18 protein-coding genes, 9 tRNA genes and 1 rRNA gene are annotated in these 21577 nt (G+C 37.4%); 5 read left to right on the top strand and 23 right to left on the bottom strand.

Going from position 1 to position 21577, the window contains the following annotated elements; all coding sequences use genetic code 11:
• Window positions 1-249: 249 nt before the first annotated feature.
• The 20 genes from FHR85_RS13900 to FHR85_RS13805 all read right to left on the bottom strand — a co-directional run bounded on the left by FHR85_RS13900 (window position 250) and on the right by FHR85_RS13805 (window position 15154).
• Window positions 250-939 (bottom strand): HAD-IA family hydrolase, encoded by a 690-nt coding sequence (locus FHR85_RS13900; protein ID WP_167264300.1) that lies wholly within the window; start codon window positions 937-939, stop codon window positions 250-252.
• Between the two features lie 120 nt (window positions 940-1059).
• The gene (locus FHR85_RS13895) at window positions 1060-2181 is read right to left on the bottom strand and encodes a threonine synthase (RefSeq protein WP_167264293.1); all 1122 of its coding nucleotides are present in this window, start codon (window positions 2179-2181) and stop codon (window positions 1060-1062) included.
• 385 nt (window positions 2182-2566) lie between these two features.
• A complete protein-coding gene (locus tag FHR85_RS13890) occupies window positions 2567-3193 on the bottom strand; it encodes a hypothetical protein (protein WP_167264291.1) in 627 nt (208 codons plus the stop codon).
• A complete protein-coding gene (locus tag FHR85_RS13885) occupies window positions 3186-3815 on the bottom strand; it encodes an ATP-binding cassette domain-containing protein (RefSeq protein WP_167264289.1) in 630 nt (209 codons plus the stop codon). Before FHR85_RS13885 ends, FHR85_RS13890 begins: the two co-directional genes overlap by 8 nt.
• Window positions 3816-3830: 15 nt before the next feature.
• On the bottom strand, window positions 3831-4526 hold the full coding sequence (locus tag FHR85_RS13880; RefSeq protein WP_279588367.1) for a DUF2705 family protein: 696 nt from the start codon (window positions 4524-4526) through the stop codon (window positions 3831-3833).
• A gap of 43 nt (window positions 4527-4569) precedes the next feature.
• The gene (locus tag FHR85_RS13875; protein WP_167264285.1) at window positions 4570-5277 is read right to left on the bottom strand and encodes a WxPxxD family membrane protein; all 708 of its coding nucleotides are present in this window, start codon (window positions 5275-5277) and stop codon (window positions 4570-4572) included.
• Complete coding sequence (locus FHR85_RS13870) at window positions 5267-6037, bottom strand: DUF2705 family protein (RefSeq protein ID WP_167264298.1); 771 nt, start codon at window positions 6035-6037, stop codon at window positions 5267-5269. Before FHR85_RS13870 ends, FHR85_RS13875 begins: the two co-directional genes overlap by 11 nt.
• A gap of 163 nt (window positions 6038-6200) precedes the next feature.
• Window positions 6201-6626 (bottom strand): DUF2712 domain-containing protein, encoded by a 426-nt coding sequence (locus FHR85_RS13865; protein ID WP_167264283.1) that lies wholly within the window; start codon window positions 6624-6626, stop codon window positions 6201-6203.
• Window positions 6627-7385: 759 nt separating this feature from the next.
• Complete coding sequence (glmS, locus tag FHR85_RS13860) at window positions 7386-9188, bottom strand: glutamine--fructose-6-phosphate transaminase (isomerizing) (RefSeq protein WP_167264281.1); 1803 nt, start codon at window positions 9186-9188, stop codon at window positions 7386-7388.
• Window positions 9189-9625: 437 nt separating this feature from the next.
• Window positions 9626-10981 carry a phosphoglucosamine mutase gene (gene glmM / locus FHR85_RS13855; RefSeq protein WP_167264279.1) on the bottom strand — a complete coding sequence of 452 codons (1356 nt, stop codon included), beginning with the start codon at window positions 10979-10981 and terminating at the stop codon, window positions 9626-9628.
• A gap of 47 nt (window positions 10982-11028) precedes the next feature.
• The gene (locus FHR85_RS13850; RefSeq protein WP_167264277.1) at window positions 11029-12273 is read right to left on the bottom strand and encodes a CdaR family protein; all 1245 of its coding nucleotides are present in this window, start codon (window positions 12271-12273) and stop codon (window positions 11029-11031) included.
• Entirely contained in the window at window positions 12266-13087 is an 822-nt protein-coding gene (cdaA, locus tag FHR85_RS13845; protein WP_167264275.1) for a diadenylate cyclase CdaA, read from the bottom strand. Before cdaA ends, FHR85_RS13850 begins: the two co-directional genes overlap by 8 nt.
• Window positions 13088-13341: 254 nt before the next feature.
• A complete protein-coding gene (gene rocF, locus FHR85_RS13840; RefSeq protein WP_167264273.1) occupies window positions 13342-14244 on the bottom strand; it encodes an arginase in 903 nt (300 codons plus the stop codon).
• A gap of 288 nt (window positions 14245-14532) precedes the next feature.
• Window positions 14533-14608, bottom strand: a tRNA-Ala gene (locus FHR85_RS13835).
• 28 nt (window positions 14609-14636) lie between these two features.
• Window positions 14637-14709, bottom strand: a tRNA-Lys gene (locus tag FHR85_RS13830).
• A 9-nt stretch (window positions 14710-14718) separates the two neighbouring features.
• A tRNA-Gln gene (locus FHR85_RS13825) sits at window positions 14719-14793 on the bottom strand.
• 5 nt (window positions 14794-14798) lie between these two features.
• Window positions 14799-14884, bottom strand: a tRNA-Tyr gene (locus FHR85_RS13820).
• Window positions 14885-14890: 6 nt separating this feature from the next.
• Window positions 14891-14967, bottom strand: a tRNA-Thr gene (locus tag FHR85_RS13815).
• Between the two features lie 9 nt (window positions 14968-14976).
• Window positions 14977-15052 (bottom strand) — tRNA-Val (locus tag FHR85_RS13810).
• A 30-nt stretch (window positions 15053-15082) separates the two neighbouring features.
• A tRNA-Glu gene (locus tag FHR85_RS13805) sits at window positions 15083-15154 on the bottom strand.
• Window positions 15155-15490: 336 nt separating this feature from the next.
• Between FHR85_RS13805 and FHR85_RS13800 the strand changes: the two genes are divergently transcribed.
• The 5 genes from FHR85_RS13800 to sph all read left to right on the top strand — a co-directional run bounded on the left by FHR85_RS13800 (window position 15491) and on the right by sph (window position 21093).
• The gene (locus FHR85_RS13800; protein ID WP_167264271.1) at window positions 15491-16255 is read left to right on the top strand and encodes an HAD-IA family hydrolase; all 765 of its coding nucleotides are present in this window, start codon (window positions 15491-15493) and stop codon (window positions 16253-16255) included.
• A 21-nt stretch (window positions 16256-16276) separates the two neighbouring features.
• Window positions 16277-17266 carry an ABC transporter substrate-binding protein gene (locus tag FHR85_RS13795; protein WP_167264269.1) on the top strand — a complete coding sequence of 330 codons (990 nt, stop codon included), beginning with the start codon at window positions 16277-16279 and terminating at the stop codon, window positions 17264-17266.
• Between the two features lie 70 nt (window positions 17267-17336).
• Complete coding sequence (locus FHR85_RS13790) at window positions 17337-19019, top strand: ABC transporter permease (protein ID WP_167264267.1); 1683 nt, start codon at window positions 17337-17339, stop codon at window positions 19017-19019.
• A 29-nt stretch (window positions 19020-19048) separates the two neighbouring features.
• Window positions 19049-20113, top strand: coding sequence for an ABC transporter ATP-binding protein (locus FHR85_RS13785; RefSeq protein WP_167264265.1), 1065 nt, complete (start codon window positions 19049-19051; stop codon window positions 20111-20113).
• A gap of 2 nt (window positions 20114-20115) precedes the next feature.
• Window positions 20116-21093, top strand: a complete 978-nt coding sequence (gene sph / locus FHR85_RS13780; protein ID WP_208379716.1) for a sphingomyelin phosphodiesterase — start codon at window positions 20116-20118, stop codon at window positions 21091-21093.
• Between the two features lie 118 nt (window positions 21094-21211).
• Here the strand turns inward: sph and FHR85_RS13775 are convergent.
• From FHR85_RS13775 to rrf, 3 genes are all read right to left on the bottom strand, one after another.
• Window positions 21212-21287 (bottom strand) — tRNA-Thr (locus tag FHR85_RS13775).
• 18 nt (window positions 21288-21305) lie between these two features.
• A tRNA-Asn gene (locus tag FHR85_RS13770) sits at window positions 21306-21380 on the bottom strand.
• A 77-nt stretch (window positions 21381-21457) separates the two neighbouring features.
• Window positions 21458-21574: ribosomal RNA gene (gene rrf / locus FHR85_RS13765) — 5S ribosomal RNA — on the bottom strand.
• Between the last annotated feature and the right edge of the window lie 3 nt (window positions 21575-21577).

Here is a 21577-nt window from a genome sequence, read left to right as displayed (position 1 = left end):
AAGCATCCACCGTAAGCGGATCACATGATGCCAACGGCCACCATCAAACCTTCACGCTAAATTGTGTATCTACCCCAACAAATATTTTAGAGCCAAAAAAGAGCTGACAACGTTTGTTAGAACGACATCAGCTCTTCCTATTTCCCTTATTAATACACTTTTACTGATCCTTTGAAACTCAAGTTCAATCCTCTCTAGACTTAAGTCAGTTATTATATATCCATTATCACCAGTTTAATACTATTCAACCTATTTCCCATTTTGTTTCTTGAAGTAATCGATCCCATACTTTAAGCTTAACAATCTATCAAAAGAATTCACCTCGGCAAATGGTGTTATTTCAGTATCATTCTTGTTCGTATGAGGATTGAACCATATGCCTTTCATATTGGCATTTTGACAACCAGCAATATCCTTTTCTAAGTCATCTCCAACGAATAATGTTTCATCTGGTCGCACATTAAGTCGGTTTAATGCTAAATCAAATATTCGTTTGTCAGGTTTTCGAAACCCCACTTCATCTGAGATAAGTACGGTATCAAAATAATTATATAAATTAGTCTTTATTAGTTTAGCTTTTTGTCTTTTAACAGTTCCGTTTGTAATAATAGCAACTTTGTATTGCATCTTTAAGGTATTAACTATATCTACCGTATTTTGATCTACAGAAAAGCATCTAGGAAAATTTGTATCCCAAAAATCCTGGATGTTGCTGCTCATTATTCTATATTGAGGTGGGAACTCATCAAAAAAAGATTCTACAACTTGTACTTTATCACTAAGGCCATATTTTCTTTTGTCATATTCTTTGAATGTTTGCAACATATCGTTTTTTACTGAATGTTTAACATCCTTATAACACTTATCTAAAATCATTGAAAATATATGATTCACTGCTACTTCCCTACTGATTAAGGTATCATCTAAATCGAAAAGTATTGCTTTATAATCTTTTAATAACCGCACAACCTTTTTCGCATCATTTAAACTTTCTATCTCAAAGTAATTTAACAACAAGCTACTGCGATAGACTGAAATCGAAAGAGAGTTAGCTTTACTCTAGATCAACAACTCTTTATAGCCGTTAGAAGTTATAAGTAAACAAACACTATCTCCTTTTAAAATCGTATTATTCTTCTTCGCTTGTGATAATGCACCCAATACCAAGGATGAAGAACGTTCTGCATAAATGCCATGGTTGGACAGCTTGTTTTGATAGAATTCAGCTTTCTCAGGTGGAATAACATGAACATGACCACTGGATTCCTTTATAGCCTTAACGCTTTGATATGTAACTGTTGTTCCTCCAACAGAAGGTGTACACTCACTATTTCCATGAAAGGATGTCGTGTAATTTCCTTCATTTATCGCGCGCTCTAATCTCGAAAAGGGTTCAACAACATGGAGTTTGGGGATATCGATAATGATTCTAGCTTCTTGAGCTTGCTTAAATCCTTCCCAAACGCCCCACAAAATGTCTCCACGAGAAGTTGGTAGAATAACATGCTGAGGGAGATAATCAAATTCTTCAATTATTTCAAACGCAATTGCTTTAAGACCTTGCACACCAAATGGATTACTTCCAACAGGTGTGTTTAAAAAGTTGGTAGCTGGAAACCATTCATCCACCATTTCTTTAAGGTGTTTCCACCGGTCCATTGTTGTTTCCTTTATTGTTAATAATGCACCAGTCTTTTCTATTGCTTGTCTCCAAATGGGGTTCATCTGCTCTGTCGTTAATACGTGACAATCTAAACCAGCAAAAGCTGCATATGTAGCAATAGAAACACCAGCATTTCCACTTGATGCCACTCCAACTGTTGAATATCTTTGTTCCAGCGCCCGTTTTAAGATATAGGCACTCATACGATCTTTATGAGATCCTGTAGGGTTTTGTCCTTCATTTTTCACCCATAATTCAACTTCCAATTCCTTCGAAAGTGATTTTAAATGAATATGCGGTGTATTCGCTTCACCTAAATACATGGAATCATAATAAGGCAGTAAATAGCGAGTTAAATCACTAACTCCTTTTATGACACTCAAATCATAACGAAAAGATAAACTCGCTGGCTTTCCTTCTATTAGACAATTCGGACAACCTTCAAAGTAATCGTCGACTTCAAATTCTCTTTCGCAGCGGATGCAATACATAGATAAAATATGATGATTTAGCGTCATTGTTAGTCTCCTCGGCATTGTATTTGAAACAAGTTTATATCACCTTACCAAATCTGTCTATATAAGTGTAACTAATGCAGTCTTTTATCTATAGCATGATCTTAAAGCAGCTAAATCAAAAATGAACTGATATCGTCTTTTACTACGACATCAGTCCTATCAGTGATCCTCTAACTTGCCTTTAACCTCCTAAACAATTTTATTAAACTGTGTTTAGGAAAGATAATATATTGTTAATTGAAAATAATGTTCTTTGTTTCCGACCTATTTTAATAAAGTTAAGATGATATTTGTGATAAAAAAGTTGTTTTTTACTACAAAGTGCCCCCCCTAACCATCCAAGAGAGAAGGGTCTACAACTTCATTAATTTTTCACAGTGAAATATTATTGAGGAGATAGTTTAATTAAAACATTATCGTATTCTTCAAATAGTGATTTATGGACTTCTAAAATATAATTAGATTTTAAAGTAATATTATAGTTTTCCTTTTTTTCAAATTGAAATGATTCTAAAACATCTCCCCTGATTTCAGGCAATACCTGAATAAAAGGCTTTTCATTTTGTTTTTCACCTTTTACAGTGTAACTTAGTGTATATTCACCCTCTGGGATTTGAGTTCCTATTTTATAATTCCCTGAATGGTCAATGATATATTGATCATCATTTTTTAATGTTAACGGATCAAATTTTGCCGGGGATAGCTCAACACTGCCTCTTCCCTCAACAACAATATGCTCCTGTTCAGTTAGCTTTTGAGCCAACACTTTATCGCCTAGAGATAACTGGACAGAATTATAGGTGATATCTCCTTTTAAAACCTTAAAATCATATACACCTGGCTTAATATCTTCACCTACAATATATTCCCCTTTTTGAAGTGTTTGCTTTTCTGCATTATCTGGCGAAACCGATTCGTTCTTGCCAATAAAATTTGTGGCATAAGGAAGTCCAATAAAAACTACAAAGATAACTGCAAGCAAAATAAAAATAGTCACTTTAAATTTATTCATTTGTCAACATTCCATCAGCCATTTTTAACGTGTCATCACATAATAAAGAAATATCTTCTTTATGGTGACTAGCAATTAGCACAGTGGCACCTCTTTTCTTTTCTTCTAAAAGAAGATCATAAACCAAGTTTACTCCAGATTCATCAATAGCATTTGTAGGTTCATCTAGCAAAAGAATATCAGGCTTTTCAAAAAGCGCCTGTGCAATATTTAGTCTTTGCTTCATTCCCAAAGAATAGTCTTTCACCTTTAGTTTCGAGTTCGGATCAAGTCCAACTTTTCGAATTGTTTCCTCAATGTCATCTTTTGTAGCAATTTTCTTGATTTTAGATAATATATAGAGATTAGTGAAAGCATCATATTGTGGGAGTAATTCCATGTTCTCAATAATAACTCCAACATTGGGTGGAAAAGAAATATCCTTATGTAATAACCTACCATTTATATCAACCTGACCTTCAGTAGGTACTACCAATCCAGCTATAGAACGTAACAACATTGTCTTCCCTGAACCGTTTTTTCCAAAAATTCCGTAAATATTTCCTTGATCAAATGTATACGAAATCTCCTTTAAAACATATGTCTTTTTAATTTTTTTACTTACATCTAACATTTTTATCATACATAGCCCTCACTTTTAAAATATATCTATATTTTTCAGTCTTCTCATGGAGAAACTAAGAATAATCAATCCAAAAATCAGAAGTACAAAGATGCCAACCCAATAATCTATAATTATAGTTTGATACTGAGGAATACTACTTATGCCTGTTTTAAAGCCCATACCATAATTAGTTATAAAAAAGTAATAAATAGTTTCTGATGACCCCGTTAAATATAATTGTTTTGTTAATAAAACTGAAAGAACAATATATATATTAATTATAAGCTGAGAGATTTGTGGCGATACATATAATTCAAGTAACAGCTGAATACTGAAAATGACAACGAGTGTCAAATAATAAATGCTTATCAGTTTAACTGTTTCTTCACCGTCTGGAAGAGAATGCTTTCCTGATAAAAATAAGTAAAAAATACTAATCTGAAACAAGACAAACAAACATAACGCATATATCATACCGATAAACCGTTTAAGTATCCATTTAGACTTACTATAATTTCTAATAATCACAGCTTTTCCATACGTCATCAACGCGTTCTTGATATAACCAGTAAAATAAAAGCTGAATGCGGCAATAGGTAAATACCAGTAAAGCAAGAACTTTGTTTCTAACTGATATGAATGCACTATAGGGACCCCATATAAAAATGGGAAAACAGAATTCACAGCATCAAACGTCGACATAAGTGAAACCTGAAGGAGTATTATCATAAACACAAAGATAAAAATCTTGTTATTGGGATTTTGTAACACGTTAAGCAAAGTCCTTTCTCAAAAATATCGACGAGGCAATAAGATAGAATATGATCACTATAACAATTTGCCTAGTATATACGAGTATCAAATCAATTGTTTCCCATTTATTTTCTAATAACATTTGAAATATTACTAAATCCTTTGTTGGATACCAAGCCCCACCAAGAACATTTAACTTCCCAATAAAATATAAAACACCTATAAATAAACAAGTGAACAACATAGAAGAGCCCTTAAAGTTAGTCAGATCATAAAATAATCTGTACAGAATACCAACCCAAAAAAAGAATAAAAATAACCCAATCATACTAAAAAAACTGATCAAAACAAATTGTGCTTCTAATATTAATTCCCAATCTAGAAACGTAAAAGTTAGCACTACATTAACTAACATATGAATAATTGAAAAAATAATAGATGAGATGGCAGTTTTTATTACAATTCTTCTATATAACACCTCTCTTTTAAACCATCGAATAATTGTAAACGTGTCCTCCGACAAGAAAAAATGATTTATAAAAATTATAAATGGAATTGAATAAAACAAACAAAATGCCCTTATGGAATTGTAACCAAATGCCGAAGCATTTAACCAATATAAAGCCTCAGGAGTAGGTAGACTCAAATAACGCTTGCCCTGTAAGAACCAGACGATGACAAAAAAAGCAAACATACTAACGATTACTATTAATCTTTTAACTTTCATTGTATCTCACCTCATAGATGAAGATGATGAAAGGCACAATCGTAAAAACTGCTAACGCTAATAACAAAATAGGGATTAGCACATTAAATCCGTACTCTGCAAAGGGCTGAAAAAGAAACATAAGTGAATTTTCTTTTAAAACGAGTAAGAACCAAATAAAAAATGCAGCAGTGTATGCATATTTTTTGTCAAGAAAGAATAAACTAACGCTTGCGCCGATTAACCCTGCAAACCCTGCGAATATACAAGCTATTAAAGCAAAAGATAAATCGGCCAAATAAGGATGTGCTACACTCATAGTAAACAATGAGTTATTAGGCAGTTCTATTTGACTTAACCCTTTGGTATATGTACCATTCGCAAAAAAGACAGACACTAAAAGGAAATTTACAAGAAGTGAAAAAAACATTGTAATGAACGAGACAGAGAAAGAAACAATGTATTTTTGCAAACAATACTTTTTTCTCCCCACTTTACTAATAAGGATGTCTCTATATCCTGTCCTATAATCTTGAATGACATCATCAGAACCTAATAGTAAGAAAAATAGAGGTAAGAACCACAACAATAGGATTTGTGCTAAATGACCCCTACTAGAACCAGCAAGAAAAAAAGCAAATGCTGGATGAAAGTCCGTTCCTGTTTGAAATTTCATAAGTAACAACTGAAAGACTTCTACACAAGGTATAATCAAGATCAGTATGAACATGAACCGACTAAGGTTATTATGTAATAAACGATAAATTTGACTTTGAAACATCTTCTCACCCAATTCTATAGTTATCCTAAAAGCAACTCACTAACATTATAGATTTAAATTTTTTGAAAGCTCCGTCTGCCTCACTAATTCATGTGTATTTCTTCATACTATTATTACGAAACAACAATGATAACCTAAAATTATCACTGTTGTTCCAAAAATTTTACCAAGTCTCTTCGTCCCAATAACCGCTTACATAATAGGTGTTTGCAGAATAGTTATTATTTTCTGCACCCAATTTCACGTCAGACTCATTCGCTGTTGAATAAGCAGGGTAGTAATGTGCACCGGAACCTTGCTTAACACTATAGTATTCTGATACGCGGTCGCTACCTTTGTGTAACCAAAAGTTTGTTATAGTTCCTGCACCTTCACTTGAATAAGACAAATCCACTTTCCAATCATTATTTGTACTATCTGTTTGACGATACCTTTCGTCTGAATAACTATTGTCATAGTAAGAACTAATATCGAAAGAAAAATCATGGTTGTCGTCACTTGCCAAAGCAATGCCTGAAGTAGCAAGCATTGAAAGAACCAAAAACCCGGCCAAAATAATTCTGAAATGTTTTTTCACTAAACCTTTCATAAACTTTCCCTCCTGTAATAGACTTATACCAATTGCATATTAGCTTGCGACTAACTGTCCCCCTTTGAACTAAATAGTATCATGAAGTAGATTTCTCAGATTGTTTTATTGCAATTAGCGTGAAGAAACGCTAATAACAAACATAAATTTTAAGTGACATCTTTCTAAAATCTTTAAATCATAAACCTTATCAAATTAAAGTCGTTTGTATACGCTATCTATTAAATCTTCCATTATATATTAACTTCTAGATTTTACCTTAACTTACAACAAAATAGGTATAAATAGGAAAAAAGTATCAATGATTCGACATTGTTAGAAAAATATTATAACACTTTTCTTGTGTGCCTTCGAAACTAAAACTTACCACGCCCTAATCACCCTTAAACTTTTGCCATAAGTAAATGCAACCCTATTTCGTCTAATTTTTGATTTAACTCAAACTCACCACAAAACCGCCTATTTTTCGTGTCGAAATCTGTCGAGTAAGTAGACTGAAATGGAACTCAAAGTTACCAGGAGTAGAAGAGATGAGGACAGATTGAAAAGGATACTGAGGACTTTGTTGAATGAGGCTTGAGATCAGGCACGACATAGGATGAAGTGATTGAGATGAAGCCGGGAGAGAGAACAAAAAAGAGCTGACACCGTCTGTTAAAACGACATCAGCTCTTCCTTTGATCCTGCTCTTATCTACAGGCCTCTATTCTGGTAAGTTTGAGTTTTAAAGAGACAATTTATCTCTCCATTGATCACTTACTACTCAACCGTAACGCTCTTTGCTAGGTTACGTGGTTTATCTACGTCACAGTCACGGTGTAAGGCTGCGTAATACGAAATCAATTGCATTGGTAGCACAGACACAAGTGGTGCTAATAGTGGATGCACGGTTGGAATGGAGAATGCATCGCCTTCACGGGTTAAGTGTTCTGGGCTAATGATGCATGCATTCGCGCCACGTGCCACGACTTCTTGTACGTTGGAACGGATTGAGCCGTCGACGTGTTCTTGTGTCGCAAGCGCAATGACGGGTGTTCCGTCTTCAATAAGAGCAATCGTACCGTGTTTGAGCTCGCCACCTGCGAAACCTTCTGCTTGAATATAAGAGATTTCTTTTAGTTTTAATGCGCCTTCTAATCCGACAAAGTAATCTAAGCCACGTCCGATAAAGAAGCAGTTGCGCGTTGTTGATAAATAGTCCCGTGCAATCTGGTCAAACTCTTCTTTCTGATCGCAAAGAGCTTCCATCGCATTACCGACAATGCCAAGTTCTTTCAATGGATCGAAGTCGAGCGTTAGACCTTTCGCACGTGCTGTATCAACGGCTAGGATCGCTAAAACGGCCATCTGTGCTGTATAAGCTTTCGTTGATGCGACGGCAATTTCAGGTCCTGCGTGTAAATGTAACGTGTAATCTGATTCACGAGAAAGGGTTGATCCTGGTACGTTGGTCATCGTCAGTGCGGGATGACCTAAACGATTTGTTTCAACTAAAACTGAACGTAAGTCAGCCGTTTCACCACTTTGTGAAATGAACACAAATAATGGTTTTTCAGATAATAATGGCATATTGTAAGAGAATTCACTGGCAATATGCACTTCAGTTGGCACTTGCGCAATCTTCTCTAAAAATTCTTTACCGATTAAACCAGCGTGATAACTCGTACCTGCTGCAATAATATAAACACGATCACTATTTGCCATTGCTTGGCGTACGTCTTCTTCTAGCTTAATATCATCGTTATCATCTTGATATTCTTGAATGATTTTACGCATTGCAAAAGGCTGTTCATCAATTTCTTTTAACATGAAATGTGGGTACGTCCCTTTTTCAATGTCGCTTGCGTCAATTTGAGCAGTAAATGGATCGCGTTCAACTGTTGTCCCGTCAAGCTTCTGGATTTCAACATTGTCTTGTTTTACAAGCACAACTTCACCGTCCATAAGCTCAACAAATTGATCCGTTACTTGTAGCATAGCCATGGAGTCACTTGCTACGACGTTAAAGTCATCGCCTAAGCCGACAAGTAGTGGGCTTTTGTTCTTCGCAACGAAGACAACTTCTGGTTGATCGCGGTCTAAGACAGCTAGCGCATAAGAACCGTGTAATAAGCTGATCGTTTTACGGAATGCTTCAAGCGCGTCACCTAATTCATTCGCGAACTTTTCGATTAACTGAACAATAATTTCAGTATCTGTTTCACTCACAAAGTTCACATCAGCTAAGTAGTCACGTTTTAGTTCTTCAAAGTTTTCGATCACACCATTATGAACTAACGTGAAACGACCTGACGTGCTTTGGTGAGGGTGAGCGTTTGTCGTACTCGGCTCACCATGGGTTGCCCAACGTGTATGGCCAATCCCGATATTCGCTTTAACGGATTCATCCACTTCATTGCGTAAATTTGTGATCCGTCCTTTAACCTTAAATAAGTTCGTATCCGCTTCATCACGCACTGCAATCCCTGCTGAATCATACCCGCGATATTCTAACTTTTCTAATCCCGTTAATAAAATTTCCTTTGAATCTTCTTGGCCAATATAGCCTACAATTCCGCACATACTGTGTATCCTCCTATAGATGAAAGAGGCAAACAACAGCATCCTTCTTGTCAGGGGCAGTCGTTTGCCCCTTTCTCGTGTTTTGTTTTGGGCATCTTGTATAACGTGGTTGTGCATAGAGTCGCCTCTATGTTTTCACGATATACATGTCAGTTGAGATGCGACAACTGGGAGGCATCCGCCGAACACTCGATTGAACCTCCACCTCGTCAACTATTCCTTATTAAGCGGTCAAAGAAATAGCCCTGGCGCTTTAAATTGAAATCTTTTCCCTGCTAAGCTCCTTTCTCCATTTGACTCATGAGTCGACAACAGCGACCAATGAATATTTTACTCATAATATGCTATAAGGTCAATCATCTTGGCGTTTTTTATCACCTTATGGCATAAAATAGGCATAAGGAATGAACGCGTCACTCCTTAATGCTTATGATATTTTATGCATCTTTTAAGCCATATGTTTCATCAATTACCTTCGCGACTTCAGAAACATACTTTTCGCATTCTTCTTTGGTAGGGGCTTCAACCATGACACGGACGACTGGCTCAGTTCCGGAAGGTCTCACAAGCACACGACCTTTATCACCAAGCTCAGATTCAACACGGTCGATTGCTTCTTGTACAGTTTGATTAACTTGCACTTCCTGCTTATTAATCACGCGCACATTCTGCATCACCTGTGGGAATTTTTCCATTTCATCAGCCAGTGATGACAATGAACGGTCTGTTTCACGCATCGCATTAAGTAATTGCAGAGCCGTTAACATGCCATCGCCTGTTGTATTGTAATCAAGGAAAATAATATGACCTGACTGCTCGCCACCTAAATTAAAATCACGTTCAAGCATTTTTTCCATCACATAACGGTCGCCAACTGACGTTTTCACTGTATCGATTCCTATTTCATCAAACTGACGATATAAACCAATATTACTCATAATCGTTGTAACAACAGTGTCTTGTTTTAAACGACCTGCTTTCTTTAAAAATTGGCCGCAAATATACATGATTTTATCGCCATCAATGATATTGCCTTTTTCATCTACAGCAATAAGACGATCACCATCGCCATCAAAAGCTAAGCCAACATCCGCTTCTTCATCAATTACAGCTTGACGTAAGTTTTCTGGACTGGTTGATCCATAGCCGTCATTAATATTCGTCCCATCTGGTTGTGAACCAATTGTGATCACATCGGCTTCTAAATCAGCGAATAAATGGTTGGCATGTGATGATGTTGCACCATGAGCACAATCAAGCACAATTTTCATACCATCGAAGTCAGTATCAATTGTCTGTTTAAGATGTTGTAAATACTTCTGTCCTGCTTCAAAATAATTCATCGGTTGCCCGACATGAACACCTGTTGGACGTGGTAGTTCATCGTCTTCAGCATCTAAAATCGCTTCGATTTCTTTTTCTTGTGTATCATTTAATTTAAAGCCATTTTCACTAAAGAATTTAATTCCATTATCTTCAACTGGATTGTGTGAAGCTGAAATCATGACACCTGCATGCGCTCCTGATGCTTTCGTTAAATAAGCGACACCTGGCGTTGAAATCACGCCAAGTCGCATGACATCGACGCCAACTGATAAAATACCAGCAATCAAGGCACTTTCTAACATTTCGCTTGAAATTCGCGGATCACGTCCGACGAGTAACTTCGCTTTCTCTGTTGCACTCTTCGTTAGGTGATAAGCACCACATCGACCGAGTTTAAAGGCTAATTCCGGTGTTAATTCTGTATTGGCAACGCCACGAACACCGTCAGTACCAAAATATTTTCCCATTTCTTTCCGCTCCTTTATTTCATCAATCAACGAGATCTTTACGTATTTTATTCGACTCTTACTCTTACACGTTCTTGATCTGAAGACAATGTCACACCATCTGGACCTTCAAATTGTAGATCCGCATAGAATTCACCTTCAACTTGACCTTCAACATCGATCCAAACTCGAATATCTTCACGGCTTAAGTTTGACAAGGTTTCCTCTGTTCCAGTTAATTGAACATCCATAATAGGTTCTTCATTCGGTTCAATAAATGTAATCTCGCGGTCTTCAGCTAAGTTTTCAACTTCGAGTTCAACATCCTCAATTGTATCTTCCACAGCTTCTTCTACTTCTATTTCTGCTTCAACCGTTTCTGGTTCAATTCGATTAACATCAGATGGTGCTGATAAGTCAACTTCCATTGTCGTTGACTCACTAACTTCTGATAAATCGATATTCACGGGCTCAAGCTGATTAATTTCGTCTAAACGATCAATACTGCCATATAGCGTTGCTGAAGATGGGTTCAGACTTATATCTTGCAACACGAGATCTTCATCAAGCTCACCTGTTGTTTCATGTGTTACCGGATAACGTTTATCAGTGACTGAGACATCAGCTGTTATATCCACTGATGAAGGATCCACATACACATTCAACTCATTACCTTCACTATCATAAACCCGTACAGGCGCTCCATTAACTTCACCACTTTGAGCAAGCTCAGGCAAATTCACAATCGCTTTAACCATCGAGACCTCATCGATTTCTGTGGTCGAACCTGTTATTTCGACTTCACCTGGTGACAATTGTGGTTCACTTGCGAAGACATCATTGGGATCTAATGAATTATCCCCAACTAAATCAACTTCAACAGGGAATGTTTCTGTCGCTCGATTCTCTATTGTCACGTTAACCTGATTAGGATCAACTAATACCGATAACTGTGATGAAATCCCTTCATGGGTAACATCAACCTGGTGTTCACCTTCACCTAAGTTATTTAAGTCCACTAATACATCAAAGTTTTGTTGACGAACAGTTTGTGTAATTACACTTCGTGGCCCTTCAACGGTCACATCAACTGTATCTGGCACGCCTCTTACGACGTATTCATCATCTTGTTCTAAATCCACTTGAAGTGGCACTTCTTCCATCGTTTGCGTAACAGTCGAACCTGACGGCAAGAAAGTATCGTTAGAACGAGAAGTGTTGGCATCATCAATGGCAACGGTTGTGTATAATAATATCGCTAGAAATAATGAAACAATTCTCGTAACCCAAGGACTTTTTAACCAATTATCCATTTCGTTTCGCCCTCCAACTCAATGCCTTTGATGATCCATTTTGTTCAGATGGACTTAACTCTTTCATCAACAGTTGCCTTAATCCGTCCTCATCTAATTTGCGATATAACTCACCGTTCTTAGTCGCCGAAATATTACCAGTCTCTTCAGACACAATAATCGTTAACGCATCTGTCACCTCACTGACACCCATTGCCGCTCGGTGCCTAGTACCTAACTCTTTCGATATAAATGGACTTTCACTTAACGGTAAATAACAAGCGGCCGCAACGATTTCATTTTGGCTAATAACCACAGCCCCATCGTGTAAAGGCGCATTAGGAATGAAAATATTCGTCAGAAGCTCACTTGATAATTGACCATTTACATTAATACCTGTTTCAACATATTCACTAAGGCCTGTCTCACGTTCGATAGATATTAACGCCCCGATTCGTCGCTTACTCATATAATTACAAGACTTTACGATCGAATCGATGGCTTCATAAACAGACTTCTCCTCGGAATTCGAGTTCCGCGCAAAGAAACTTCCTCGTCCAAGCTGTTCTAAGGCACGACGAATCTCTGGTTGGAAAAGAATAATCACAGCTAAAAAGCCCCAAGTAATAGCTTGGTAAACAAGCCATTGTACCGTTTTTAGCTCTAAGATTGAACTAAAGAACCAAATCCCTAGTACAACAAAAATCCCTTTTAGCAACTGAACCGCTTTTGTGCCTCGAATTACCGAGAATAATTTATAGATTACAAACCATACAAGCGCTATATCGACGACAATCCGTAACACTTGTAGGAAATCGAGCTCTTCCCACGACATGTTGACACTTCCTTCACGCACTATTTTCTCTCTAGATATAACCAATCATAAACAAGCTATATTCCAATCATTCCGCAACTTATGTATCCAAAACTTCCTTATAACATAATGTCTCAAATTGCAATTGGTTTTATTATATCATAAATTGTTATAACTGAAACGGATGAACATAACCAAATTGCATGTTTTGTCATTTCATGAATAAAAAAACTATACTTGTCATCCTAAATGACAAGTATAGTTTCAGAAAAACCTTAACAATACTTTTCCCCAAAGAAAGCTGCAATCATGTCCCTTGCAATCTCTGCCGTTTGATTTCCTTTATCAAGTAGAGGATTTACCTCAACCACTTCCATGGAGGTTAATAATTGTGCGTCATGTAACATAGACATGGCTAAATGTGTCTCACGATAAGTCGGCCCACCACTAACTGGCGTACCCGTTCCAGGCGTATATGTAGGGTCAATCCCATCTACATCTAAGCTTAAGTGAATACCATCTACACGTTCATGTAAGTATTCAATAGCATCTTCCATGACTTGCGTTATTCCATATTTTTCGAGGTCATGCATAGTATAAACTTTAATCCCTAAGTCTCGGATTAATTCTCTCTCACCTTGATCAACTGACCTCGCACCAATAATCACAGTATTCTCTGGCTTTATTTTAGACCGCTTCTCATGAATATCCGTTAACTCATCATGACCAATTCCTAAACTAGCGGCCAAAGACATACCGTGGATATTTCCAGACGGTGATGTGTCACCACTATTTAAATCAACATGAGCATCAAACCAGATCACGCCAAGATTATCATAAAATTGATGGAGCCCTGCTATCGTACCAATCGCAATACTATGGTCACCACCTAATACAAGTGGAAAGTCACCTTTCTTTTTCACATCATATACATAATCAGCAATTAACTGATTGTTTTTAGCGATAATCGGTAAGTTTCTTAAGTTCGTTTTTGGATCAACATGATGACTGCGCTCATTAGTGACTGGTACATCACCATAATCACTTATTGTTAAATTTAAGTCAGCTAAACGATCAACCAAACCAGCATAACGAATCGATTGAGGACCCAAATCAACACCATCTTTTGGTTGTGCTACGGTTATTGGTGCGCCTAAAATGCCTATTCTACTGTTCATATCGTTTTCCTCCTTCGATTTTGCCTCCATTCATTTTATAAGCCAAAACAAAATGGTTCAACGAGACAAAAACTTGAATAAATATGCATGATGACAGGGTTTTAAAACTTTACTTATTAACTGGCTCTCAAAATAGACAGAACTCTATACAACATTCATTAGGTGATCCCTCAATCCCAACTACTATTAAACTTCACCAATGACTGATGAACTTGCATCACAATCTATAACAATTTAACCCAAATAAAAAAGTTGCTCCCCACAGAGAACAACTTTAGCTAAAAGATATGGTGGAGCCTAGCGGGATCGAACCGCTGACCTCCTGCGTGCAAAGCAGGCGCTCTCCCAGCTGAGCTAAGGCCCCTAATATCCAATATAATATGTAATTAAAATGAGCCATGGTGGATTCGAACCACCGACCCTCTGATTAAAAGTCAGATGCTCTGCCAGCTGAGCTAATGGCTCATATTTAAATGGCTGGGCCAGTAGGATTCGAACCTACGCATGACGGCACCAAAAGCCGTTGCCTTACCGCTTGGCCATGGCCCAATAAGTGGTGGAGGGGGACGGATTCGAACCGCCGAACTCGGAGAGAGCGGATTTACAGTCCGCCGCGTTTGGCCAACTTCGCTACCCCTCCAAACAATGGTGCCGGCCGAGAGACTCGAACTCCCAACCTACTGATTACAAGTCAGTTGCTCTGCCAGATTGAGCTAGGCCGGCTTATTAAGATGGTGGAGGATGGCGGGCTCGAACCACCGACCCCTTGCTTGTAAGGCAAGTGCTCTCCCAACTGAGCTAATCCTCCGAAGCACATTTTGTGCAAAACTATGTATGATGACCCGTACGGGATTCGAACCCGTGTTACTGCCGTGAAAGGGCAGTGTCTTAACCACTTGACCAACGGGCCGTGTGTTAGTTTCACGTCTTTACGTGAAAAGGACAAGTATTATTATAGCGACTACCTAAAACATTGTAAAGGGGAAAAAGAAATTTTAAACTTTCAGAATTGTACTTACCACACCTTTTCTTATCCACAAACCCAACAATACTATTTTCAAAAAGCGATTTTTTTCTAAAATCTTCTAACCCTGCTCATCACTGAGGTTACGTTCATTTTTCTTCACAAAAAATTCATAACTGATTTGACAATATTCGCAGTTCTTATTAATCTATTAAGCATCGTTAAGTTTATTAATTTTGTTAAATTTAAATTTAACGTTTTACTATTTCAAAAAATGAGGAGGTGACAACCATCACAATTATTACCGTAGAGGGAAAGCGTTTTGATACCGAAGCTATATTATTTGATAAAGACGGCACACTCATTAATTTTTATTCTATATGGGGTGTTTGGGGCGACTTATTAACTAAAGAAATTGCCATTCAGATTCCTGAAACTATTAATTATGACCCCCACCATGCTTGTGAACGTATAGGTCTTGATATAGTAAACCAAACTTGGGATCCAGTCGGTCCGTTAGCAATCGGTAACCCTGATGAGTCAGCCACCATACTAACTCATTACTTATACCAACTTGGGATCCCATGGGATGAAGCTGTTACATACCTCACTAAAAGCCTAGAAAACATTGAATCTACTATTGATTGGAAACAATATATTAAACCCATTGATGGATTAATTGAATTTATCAATGAAGCCTATCAACAACAGATCAAAATGGCAGTGGTTACAGCTGATTCCACTCAAAATGCTTTATATCATTTACAGTTACTCGGTATTGATCACTATTTCAATACTGTTATTGGCTTTGATTCTGTAACAAATGGCAAGCCATTTCCGGAAATGGCTCAAACAGCTTGTCAACGTTTATTAGTCTCACCACAACAAACAATTTTATTTGGTGATTCTAATGGAGACATGACTTTAGCTAAAAACGCTAAGTTAAAAGCCGGAATTGGAATTGCACAAAAGAGTATTGATAACGCTTTCTATTTACGCGATACCAACCTCGTGATCCAAGATTATCGAGGGTGTTATATAAATTAATCAAAAAGGGAGAGAGTTTACATGAAGAAAACCATCATGTTATTGGTTTTAATGACAACAATGGTCATCATTACAGCTTGTGGGGAATCAGGTTCAAGCGATGAACCGTTACAAGTTTATACTCACAATGATTCTGAAGAGATGGATGCAATGGTAGAAAATATCGAAGAAAATACTGGAGTCCAACTAGACGTGCTGCGTTTATCAAGTGGTGAAGGTTGGAGCCGTATTGAAGCTGAAGCCCCAGAAATTGGTGCTGATATGCAAATCGGTATGCTTCACGGATTCGGTATGAAAGCTGAAGAAGAAGGCTATTTATTACCATATGAATCAGAACAATGGGAAGATGTGCCTGACAAGTTTAAACAAGAAGATGGCGAATGGTATGGGACTTCTTTCTGGTATAACATGATTGCTGTCAATGAAGAGATTATCGAAGACAAAGGACTCGACGTCCCTCAATCTTGGGAGGATTTATTAGACCCTCAATATGAAGGTGAAATTGCACTACCGGATCCAGGCACATCAGGTACAGCATTCTTAATCGTTTCAACAATTATGCAACAAATGGGCGAAGAAGAAGGCTGGGATTACTTTGAACAATTAGATAAAAATGTTGGGCAATATACTAAATCTGGTTCAGCACCTGCCCAATTAGTTGCTCAAGGTGAGTATGCTATTGGGGTATCTTGGGACCAAGCTGTCCTTGACTACATTGATGAGGGCTATCCAATTAAAAGTGTCATGCCTGAAGAAGGTGTAGGTTACAGTTTAGATGTTGCTTGGATCTTCGAAAACACGGATCAACCTGAAAAAGCAAAAGAAGTCATGGACTACTTAGGTTCACAAGACTTCATGGAATTATCTGCTGAGTATCGTTCTATGGTAACTAAGCCTGGCATTACAGATGACTCAAATGTTTCCGACAATTTCATTGATTATGACGCGCAGTGGGATGCGGATAATCGTGATCGTATCATGGAAGAATGGCAGAATAAATTTTCTAACTAATGAAGAGATTGGCCAGCGTCACCATGCGCTGGCCTCTCCATATTTATTGAATAAAGCTGAGGTGATCTAATTGACTACTGAAACAACTAGAACCACGAAGAGTAAAAAACTCGTGTCTGAATTTCGCCAATTTTTGTCTGAACCTTGGTTTGCGATCCTAACGACGATCTTAGCTGCAGCAATTCTATTGTTTATCGTAATCCCTGTGTTCGCTGTTTTCTTTAAAAGTTTTGGTATAGGATCAGGAGGATTTACATTTGAGTATTACAAAGAATTCTTCGCAAGATCTTATTACCTTAATTCATTGTTAAATAGCTTAGGAGCCGCGATTATTTCAACCATTGTGGTTGTTTTATTAAGTGTAAGTATCTCATTATATGTTACACGATCAACATCTTTTTTATCTAAGTTCTATCGTGGCGCCGCTTTATTACCACTAGTTGCCCCACCTTTTATCTTTTCATTGTCTTTAATTATATTATTAGGGCGTAATGGTGTCGTCACTTCTCTGCTCAATGATGCCTTTGGGTTAGAATTTAGTATTTACGGATTCTGGGGCGTCGTCTTAGCACAAATACTGGGTTACTTCCCTATTGGCTACATGTTAGTTGAGAGTACGATGCGTAATATGAGCCCTAGTTTAGAGAACGCATCAAGAGACCTTGGTGCAAATCAGTCCAAAACATTAAGAAAGATCACACTACCCCTCTCCCAATCCGGGATTACGAAAGCTGGGTTATTAGTGTTTGTCATGGCTTTGGCTGATTTTTCAAACCCCTTGATTATCGGTGGTGGCGAAACATTTATTGCAGCTGAAGCTTACCTACTCGTTGTAGGACAACAAAACTTAGAACAAGCAGCTGTTCTCGGCGTTTTCCTTATTATACCGAGTTTAATCGTATTTATATTCCAAACTTATGTCATGAAAGATTCAGGATTAGAGACGATCAGTGGCGAGTCAGGCGCAAGTAATGCACCCCTGACTAAGCGGGTTAAATCGGTTGTTATGACGATTAACACATTGTTTGTGTCTTTTATCGTACTCATGTTCATTATGGTCGTTCTTGGAGCATTTGTGAAAATCATTGGTATTGATAATAGCTTTACACTAGAGCACTTCCAAAGTCGAAACGGCTGGGATTCCTTATACACCAGTATAATCGTATCGTTCTTAGCGGCTATCTTAGCGGCCACAATTGGAATGCTACAAGGTTATCTATTTGCGCGAAAACCGATTCCAGGAAAAAAAGCATTAGAATTCTTAACCTTGTTTGGTCTAGCAGTCCCAGGTACAGTTATGGGTATTGGTTATGTACTTATATTCAACGGCTCTCCTTTTTTCTTAACAGGTACCGTACTATTAATCGTCCTTAACATGACATTCAGAAAAATTGGTGTTGGTCTTGAAGCTAGTATTAGTAAAATGCACCAAATTGATTCATCCATGGAAGAAGCATCGAACGACCTAGGTGCAGGACCATATCGTACATTTGGTAAAGTCGTTGTTCCTCTATTAAGTCCAGCGTTCATAGCAGGATTTGTTTATACATTTATGACAGCGATGGTATCGATTAGTTCTGTTATCTTTTTAATTGCACCAGGAACAAACTTAGCAGCTGTTCACATATTAAATCTAGCTGAACAAGCTCAAATTGGTATGGCCTCCGCCATGTCATTTGTGTTAATTGTTATTGTTTTATCTTGTATGGGACTACTTAAGTATATTGAGAAAAAAACAGGGGTCAGCATATAGAACACAGTTTAATTAAGGAGTGAAATAACTTGAGCGGACAAGAACAGTTTTTACAATTAAGCCACCTCTATAAGTTTTTTGATGATGTTACAGCAGTTAATGACATCTCTATTGATATTGAACAAGGTGAACTTATTTCATTTATCGGGCCTAGTGGTTGTGGTAAGACAACATTATTAAGAATGATTGGTGGCTTCCATAATCAAGATAAAGGCTCGATCACCCTTGATAATCAATCAATTGATCATTTACCTCCTGAAAACCGTCCAACAGGAATGGTATTTCAAAACTATGCCCTATTCCCACATATGTCTGTTTATAAAAATGTGGAGTATGGTCTTAAAATTGAAAAAGTACCAAAACAAGAGCGTGATAGTCGTATTAAAGAAGCTTTAAAGCAAGTACAATTAGAAGGCTATGAAAATAGACAGCCTAGTGAATTAAGTGGTGGGCAACAACAACGAGTAGCAATAGCCCGTTGTTTAGTACTTAAACCTAAAGTGTTGCTGCTTGATGAACCTTTATCTAATTTAGACGCTAACTTACGTATGATCATGCGGGAAGAAATTCGGCGGTTAAAAGATGAATTAAACTTAACGATTATTTTCGTCACTCATGATCAGGAAGAAGCATTGAGTATTTCAGATCGTGTCATCGTTTTGAAAGATGGAACCGCGCAACAACTCGATCGACCAGATAATATCTATAATGAACCCAGCAATGAATTTGTTGCCAATTTTGTCGGTCACGCTAATATTTTGGAAGGAAAAATCACAATCGAAAATGAGCAATCCAATTTTGTTACCCCTTCTTTCCAATTCCGAATAGCGCATCCGAATAACATAGATCATGACCAACAATTAAAAGCAGTCATTCGTCCTGAAAAAATTAAGATTGACCCAAATGGTAACTTTGAAGGAATCGTTAATCGAATTATATATAACGGCAATTTCACACGTTATTTCGTATTAATCAATGATACTGAGATAATTGTTGACGATTTTAATGCACATGGTTTGGGAGAGTATAAGCGTAACGATTCCATTACAATCAGTTTCCCTGAAAATCCTCATTTCATCCATAAGGAGGTATAAACATGAAATTGTTGAAAATGACCATGTTGATTTTAGCTATGAGCTTATTTTTAAACAGTACTCTACTCACAGCAGAAACAACTAATCAGAATTCATATGAAACGAACCTAGACATTGTTGCATATAATGTCTATTTAATGTCTAGCACCTTAGAGCCTAATTGGGGCCAAGACCAACGAGCTAATTTGATAAGTGAAGCGGATTTTATGAAGAATCAAGACGTAGTGGTACTCAACGAATTATTTGATAATAATGCTTCAGACCAATTATTAAACCAATTAAGTAACCAGTACCCTTATCAAACACCCATATTAGGTAGCACGACAAACAACTGGGATGAAACACGTGGTAGCTACTCTTATATCACACCAGAAAGTGGTGGTGTATCAATCTTAAGTAAGTGGCCAATTGAAGAAAAGATACAGCATGTTTTTGATGATGCATGCGGACCGGAAAGCTTAAGTAATAAAGGATTTGTTTACACAAAAATTCTAAAAAATGAAGACCCTTATCATGTGATTGGAACACATCTTCAATCAACTGATTCTAATTGTTCGGAGGGTGAGCCAGAAGAAGTAAGAACGGCTCAAATGCAAGAAATAAAAGACTTTATCGAATCTAAAAACATTCCTGAATCAGAAATGCTGATTATTAGTGGCGACTTAAACGTCAAGAAAAGCTCTGAAGAATACAATTCAATGATTAATCAATTAAATGTAAAAGAACCGATGTACACAGGGTTTGATGCCACATGGGACCCAGAAAGTAATTCGATTGCTGAATATAATTATCCTGAATTAGACTCACAATTTTTAGATTATATATTCACGTCAAATAATCATGCACAACCGAACTCGTTAACTGTAGAAGCTAAAAATATTAAGTCACCATTATGGTCTGTGTCTTCTTGGGGAACAACTTATGAATATAATGATTACTCTGATCATTATCCAGTCTTCGGTTCAATTCAAAATAATTAAAAGTATTAAAGTCAACCTATTCAAGTTAATAGGTTGACTTTTTTCCACTATAATGAAACCAATACAAAAAAAGAACACCGATTAAGTGCTCTCATAAGTTTACATATTTATATTGGATTGGAGCTTCCAAGCGGACTCGAACCGCTGACCCCTTCCTTACCATGGAAGTGCTCTACCGGCTGAGCTATGGAAGCCCATAGAAAACAAAAAAATGGCTCCAGCGGCAGGATTCGAACCTGCGACCAATCGGTTAACAGCCGATTGCTCTACCTCTGAGCTACGCTGGAATGTAGTATAGAATTATTAAGCTAATTGCTATTATAACAAACATAACCTTATTTGCAACTAATAAGAAAAATAAGTTGCCCGGCGGCGTCCTACTCTCACAGGGGGAAGAACCCCAACTACCATCGGCGCTAGAGAGCTTAACTGCTGTGTTCGGCATGGGAACAGGTGTGACCTCTCTGCCATAACCACCGGACTT

It is taken from the genome of Alkalibacillus almallahensis (genome assembly GCF_011761495.1).
Lineage (GTDB): Bacteria > Bacillota > Bacilli > Bacillales > Alkalibacillaceae > Alkalibacillus > Alkalibacillus almallahensis.
The sequence above is the reverse complement of the archived record's forward strand: the minus strand, read 5'-3'. Positions and strand labels throughout refer to the sequence as shown.

Bases quoted from the DNA above. Each gene is read 5' to 3' on its own strand.
- FHR85_RS13895 (WP_167264293.1), bottom strand. From the start codon at position 2,181: ATGACGCTAAATCATCATATTTTATCTATGTATTGCATCCGCTGCGAA.
- FHR85_RS13890 (WP_167264291.1), bottom strand. From the start codon at position 3,193: ATGAATAAATTTAAAGTGACTATTTTTATTTTGCTTGCAGTTATCTTT.
- FHR85_RS13885 (WP_167264289.1), bottom strand. From the start codon at position 3,815: ATGATAAAAATGTTAGATGTAAGTAAAAAAATTAAAAAGACATATGTT.
- FHR85_RS13880 (WP_279588367.1), bottom strand. From the start codon at position 4,526: ATGATAATACTCCTTCAGGTTTCACTTATGTCGACGTTTGATGCTGTG.
- FHR85_RS13875 (WP_167264285.1), bottom strand. From the start codon at position 5,277: ATGAAAGTTAAAAGATTAATAGTAATCGTTAGTATGTTTGCTTTTTTT.
- FHR85_RS13870 (WP_167264298.1), bottom strand. From the start codon at position 6,037: ATGTTTCAAAGTCAAATTTATCGTTTATTACATAATAACCTTAGTCGG.
- FHR85_RS13865 (WP_167264283.1), bottom strand. From the start codon at position 6,626: ATGAAAGGTTTAGTGAAAAAACATTTCAGAATTATTTTGGCCGGGTTT.
- glmS (WP_167264281.1), bottom strand. From the start codon at position 9,188: ATGTGCGGAATTGTAGGCTATATTGGCCAAGAAGATTCAAAGGAAATT.
- glmM (WP_167264279.1), bottom strand. From the start codon at position 10,981: ATGGGAAAATATTTTGGTACTGACGGTGTTCGTGGCGTTGCCAATACA.
- FHR85_RS13850 (WP_167264277.1), bottom strand. From the start codon at position 12,273: ATGGATAATTGGTTAAAAAGTCCTTGGGTTACGAGAATTGTTTCATTA.
- cdaA (WP_167264275.1), bottom strand. From the start codon at position 13,087: ATGTCGTGGGAAGAGCTCGATTTCCTACAAGTGTTACGGATTGTCGTC.
- rocF (WP_167264273.1), bottom strand. From the start codon at position 14,244: ATGAACAGTAGAATAGGCATTTTAGGCGCACCAATAACCGTAGCACAA.
- FHR85_RS13795 (WP_167264269.1), top strand. From the start codon at position 16,277: ATGAAGAAAACCATCATGTTATTGGTTTTAATGACAACAATGGTCATC.
- sph (WP_208379716.1), top strand. From the start codon at position 20,116: ATGAAATTGTTGAAAATGACCATGTTGATTTTAGCTATGAGCTTATTT.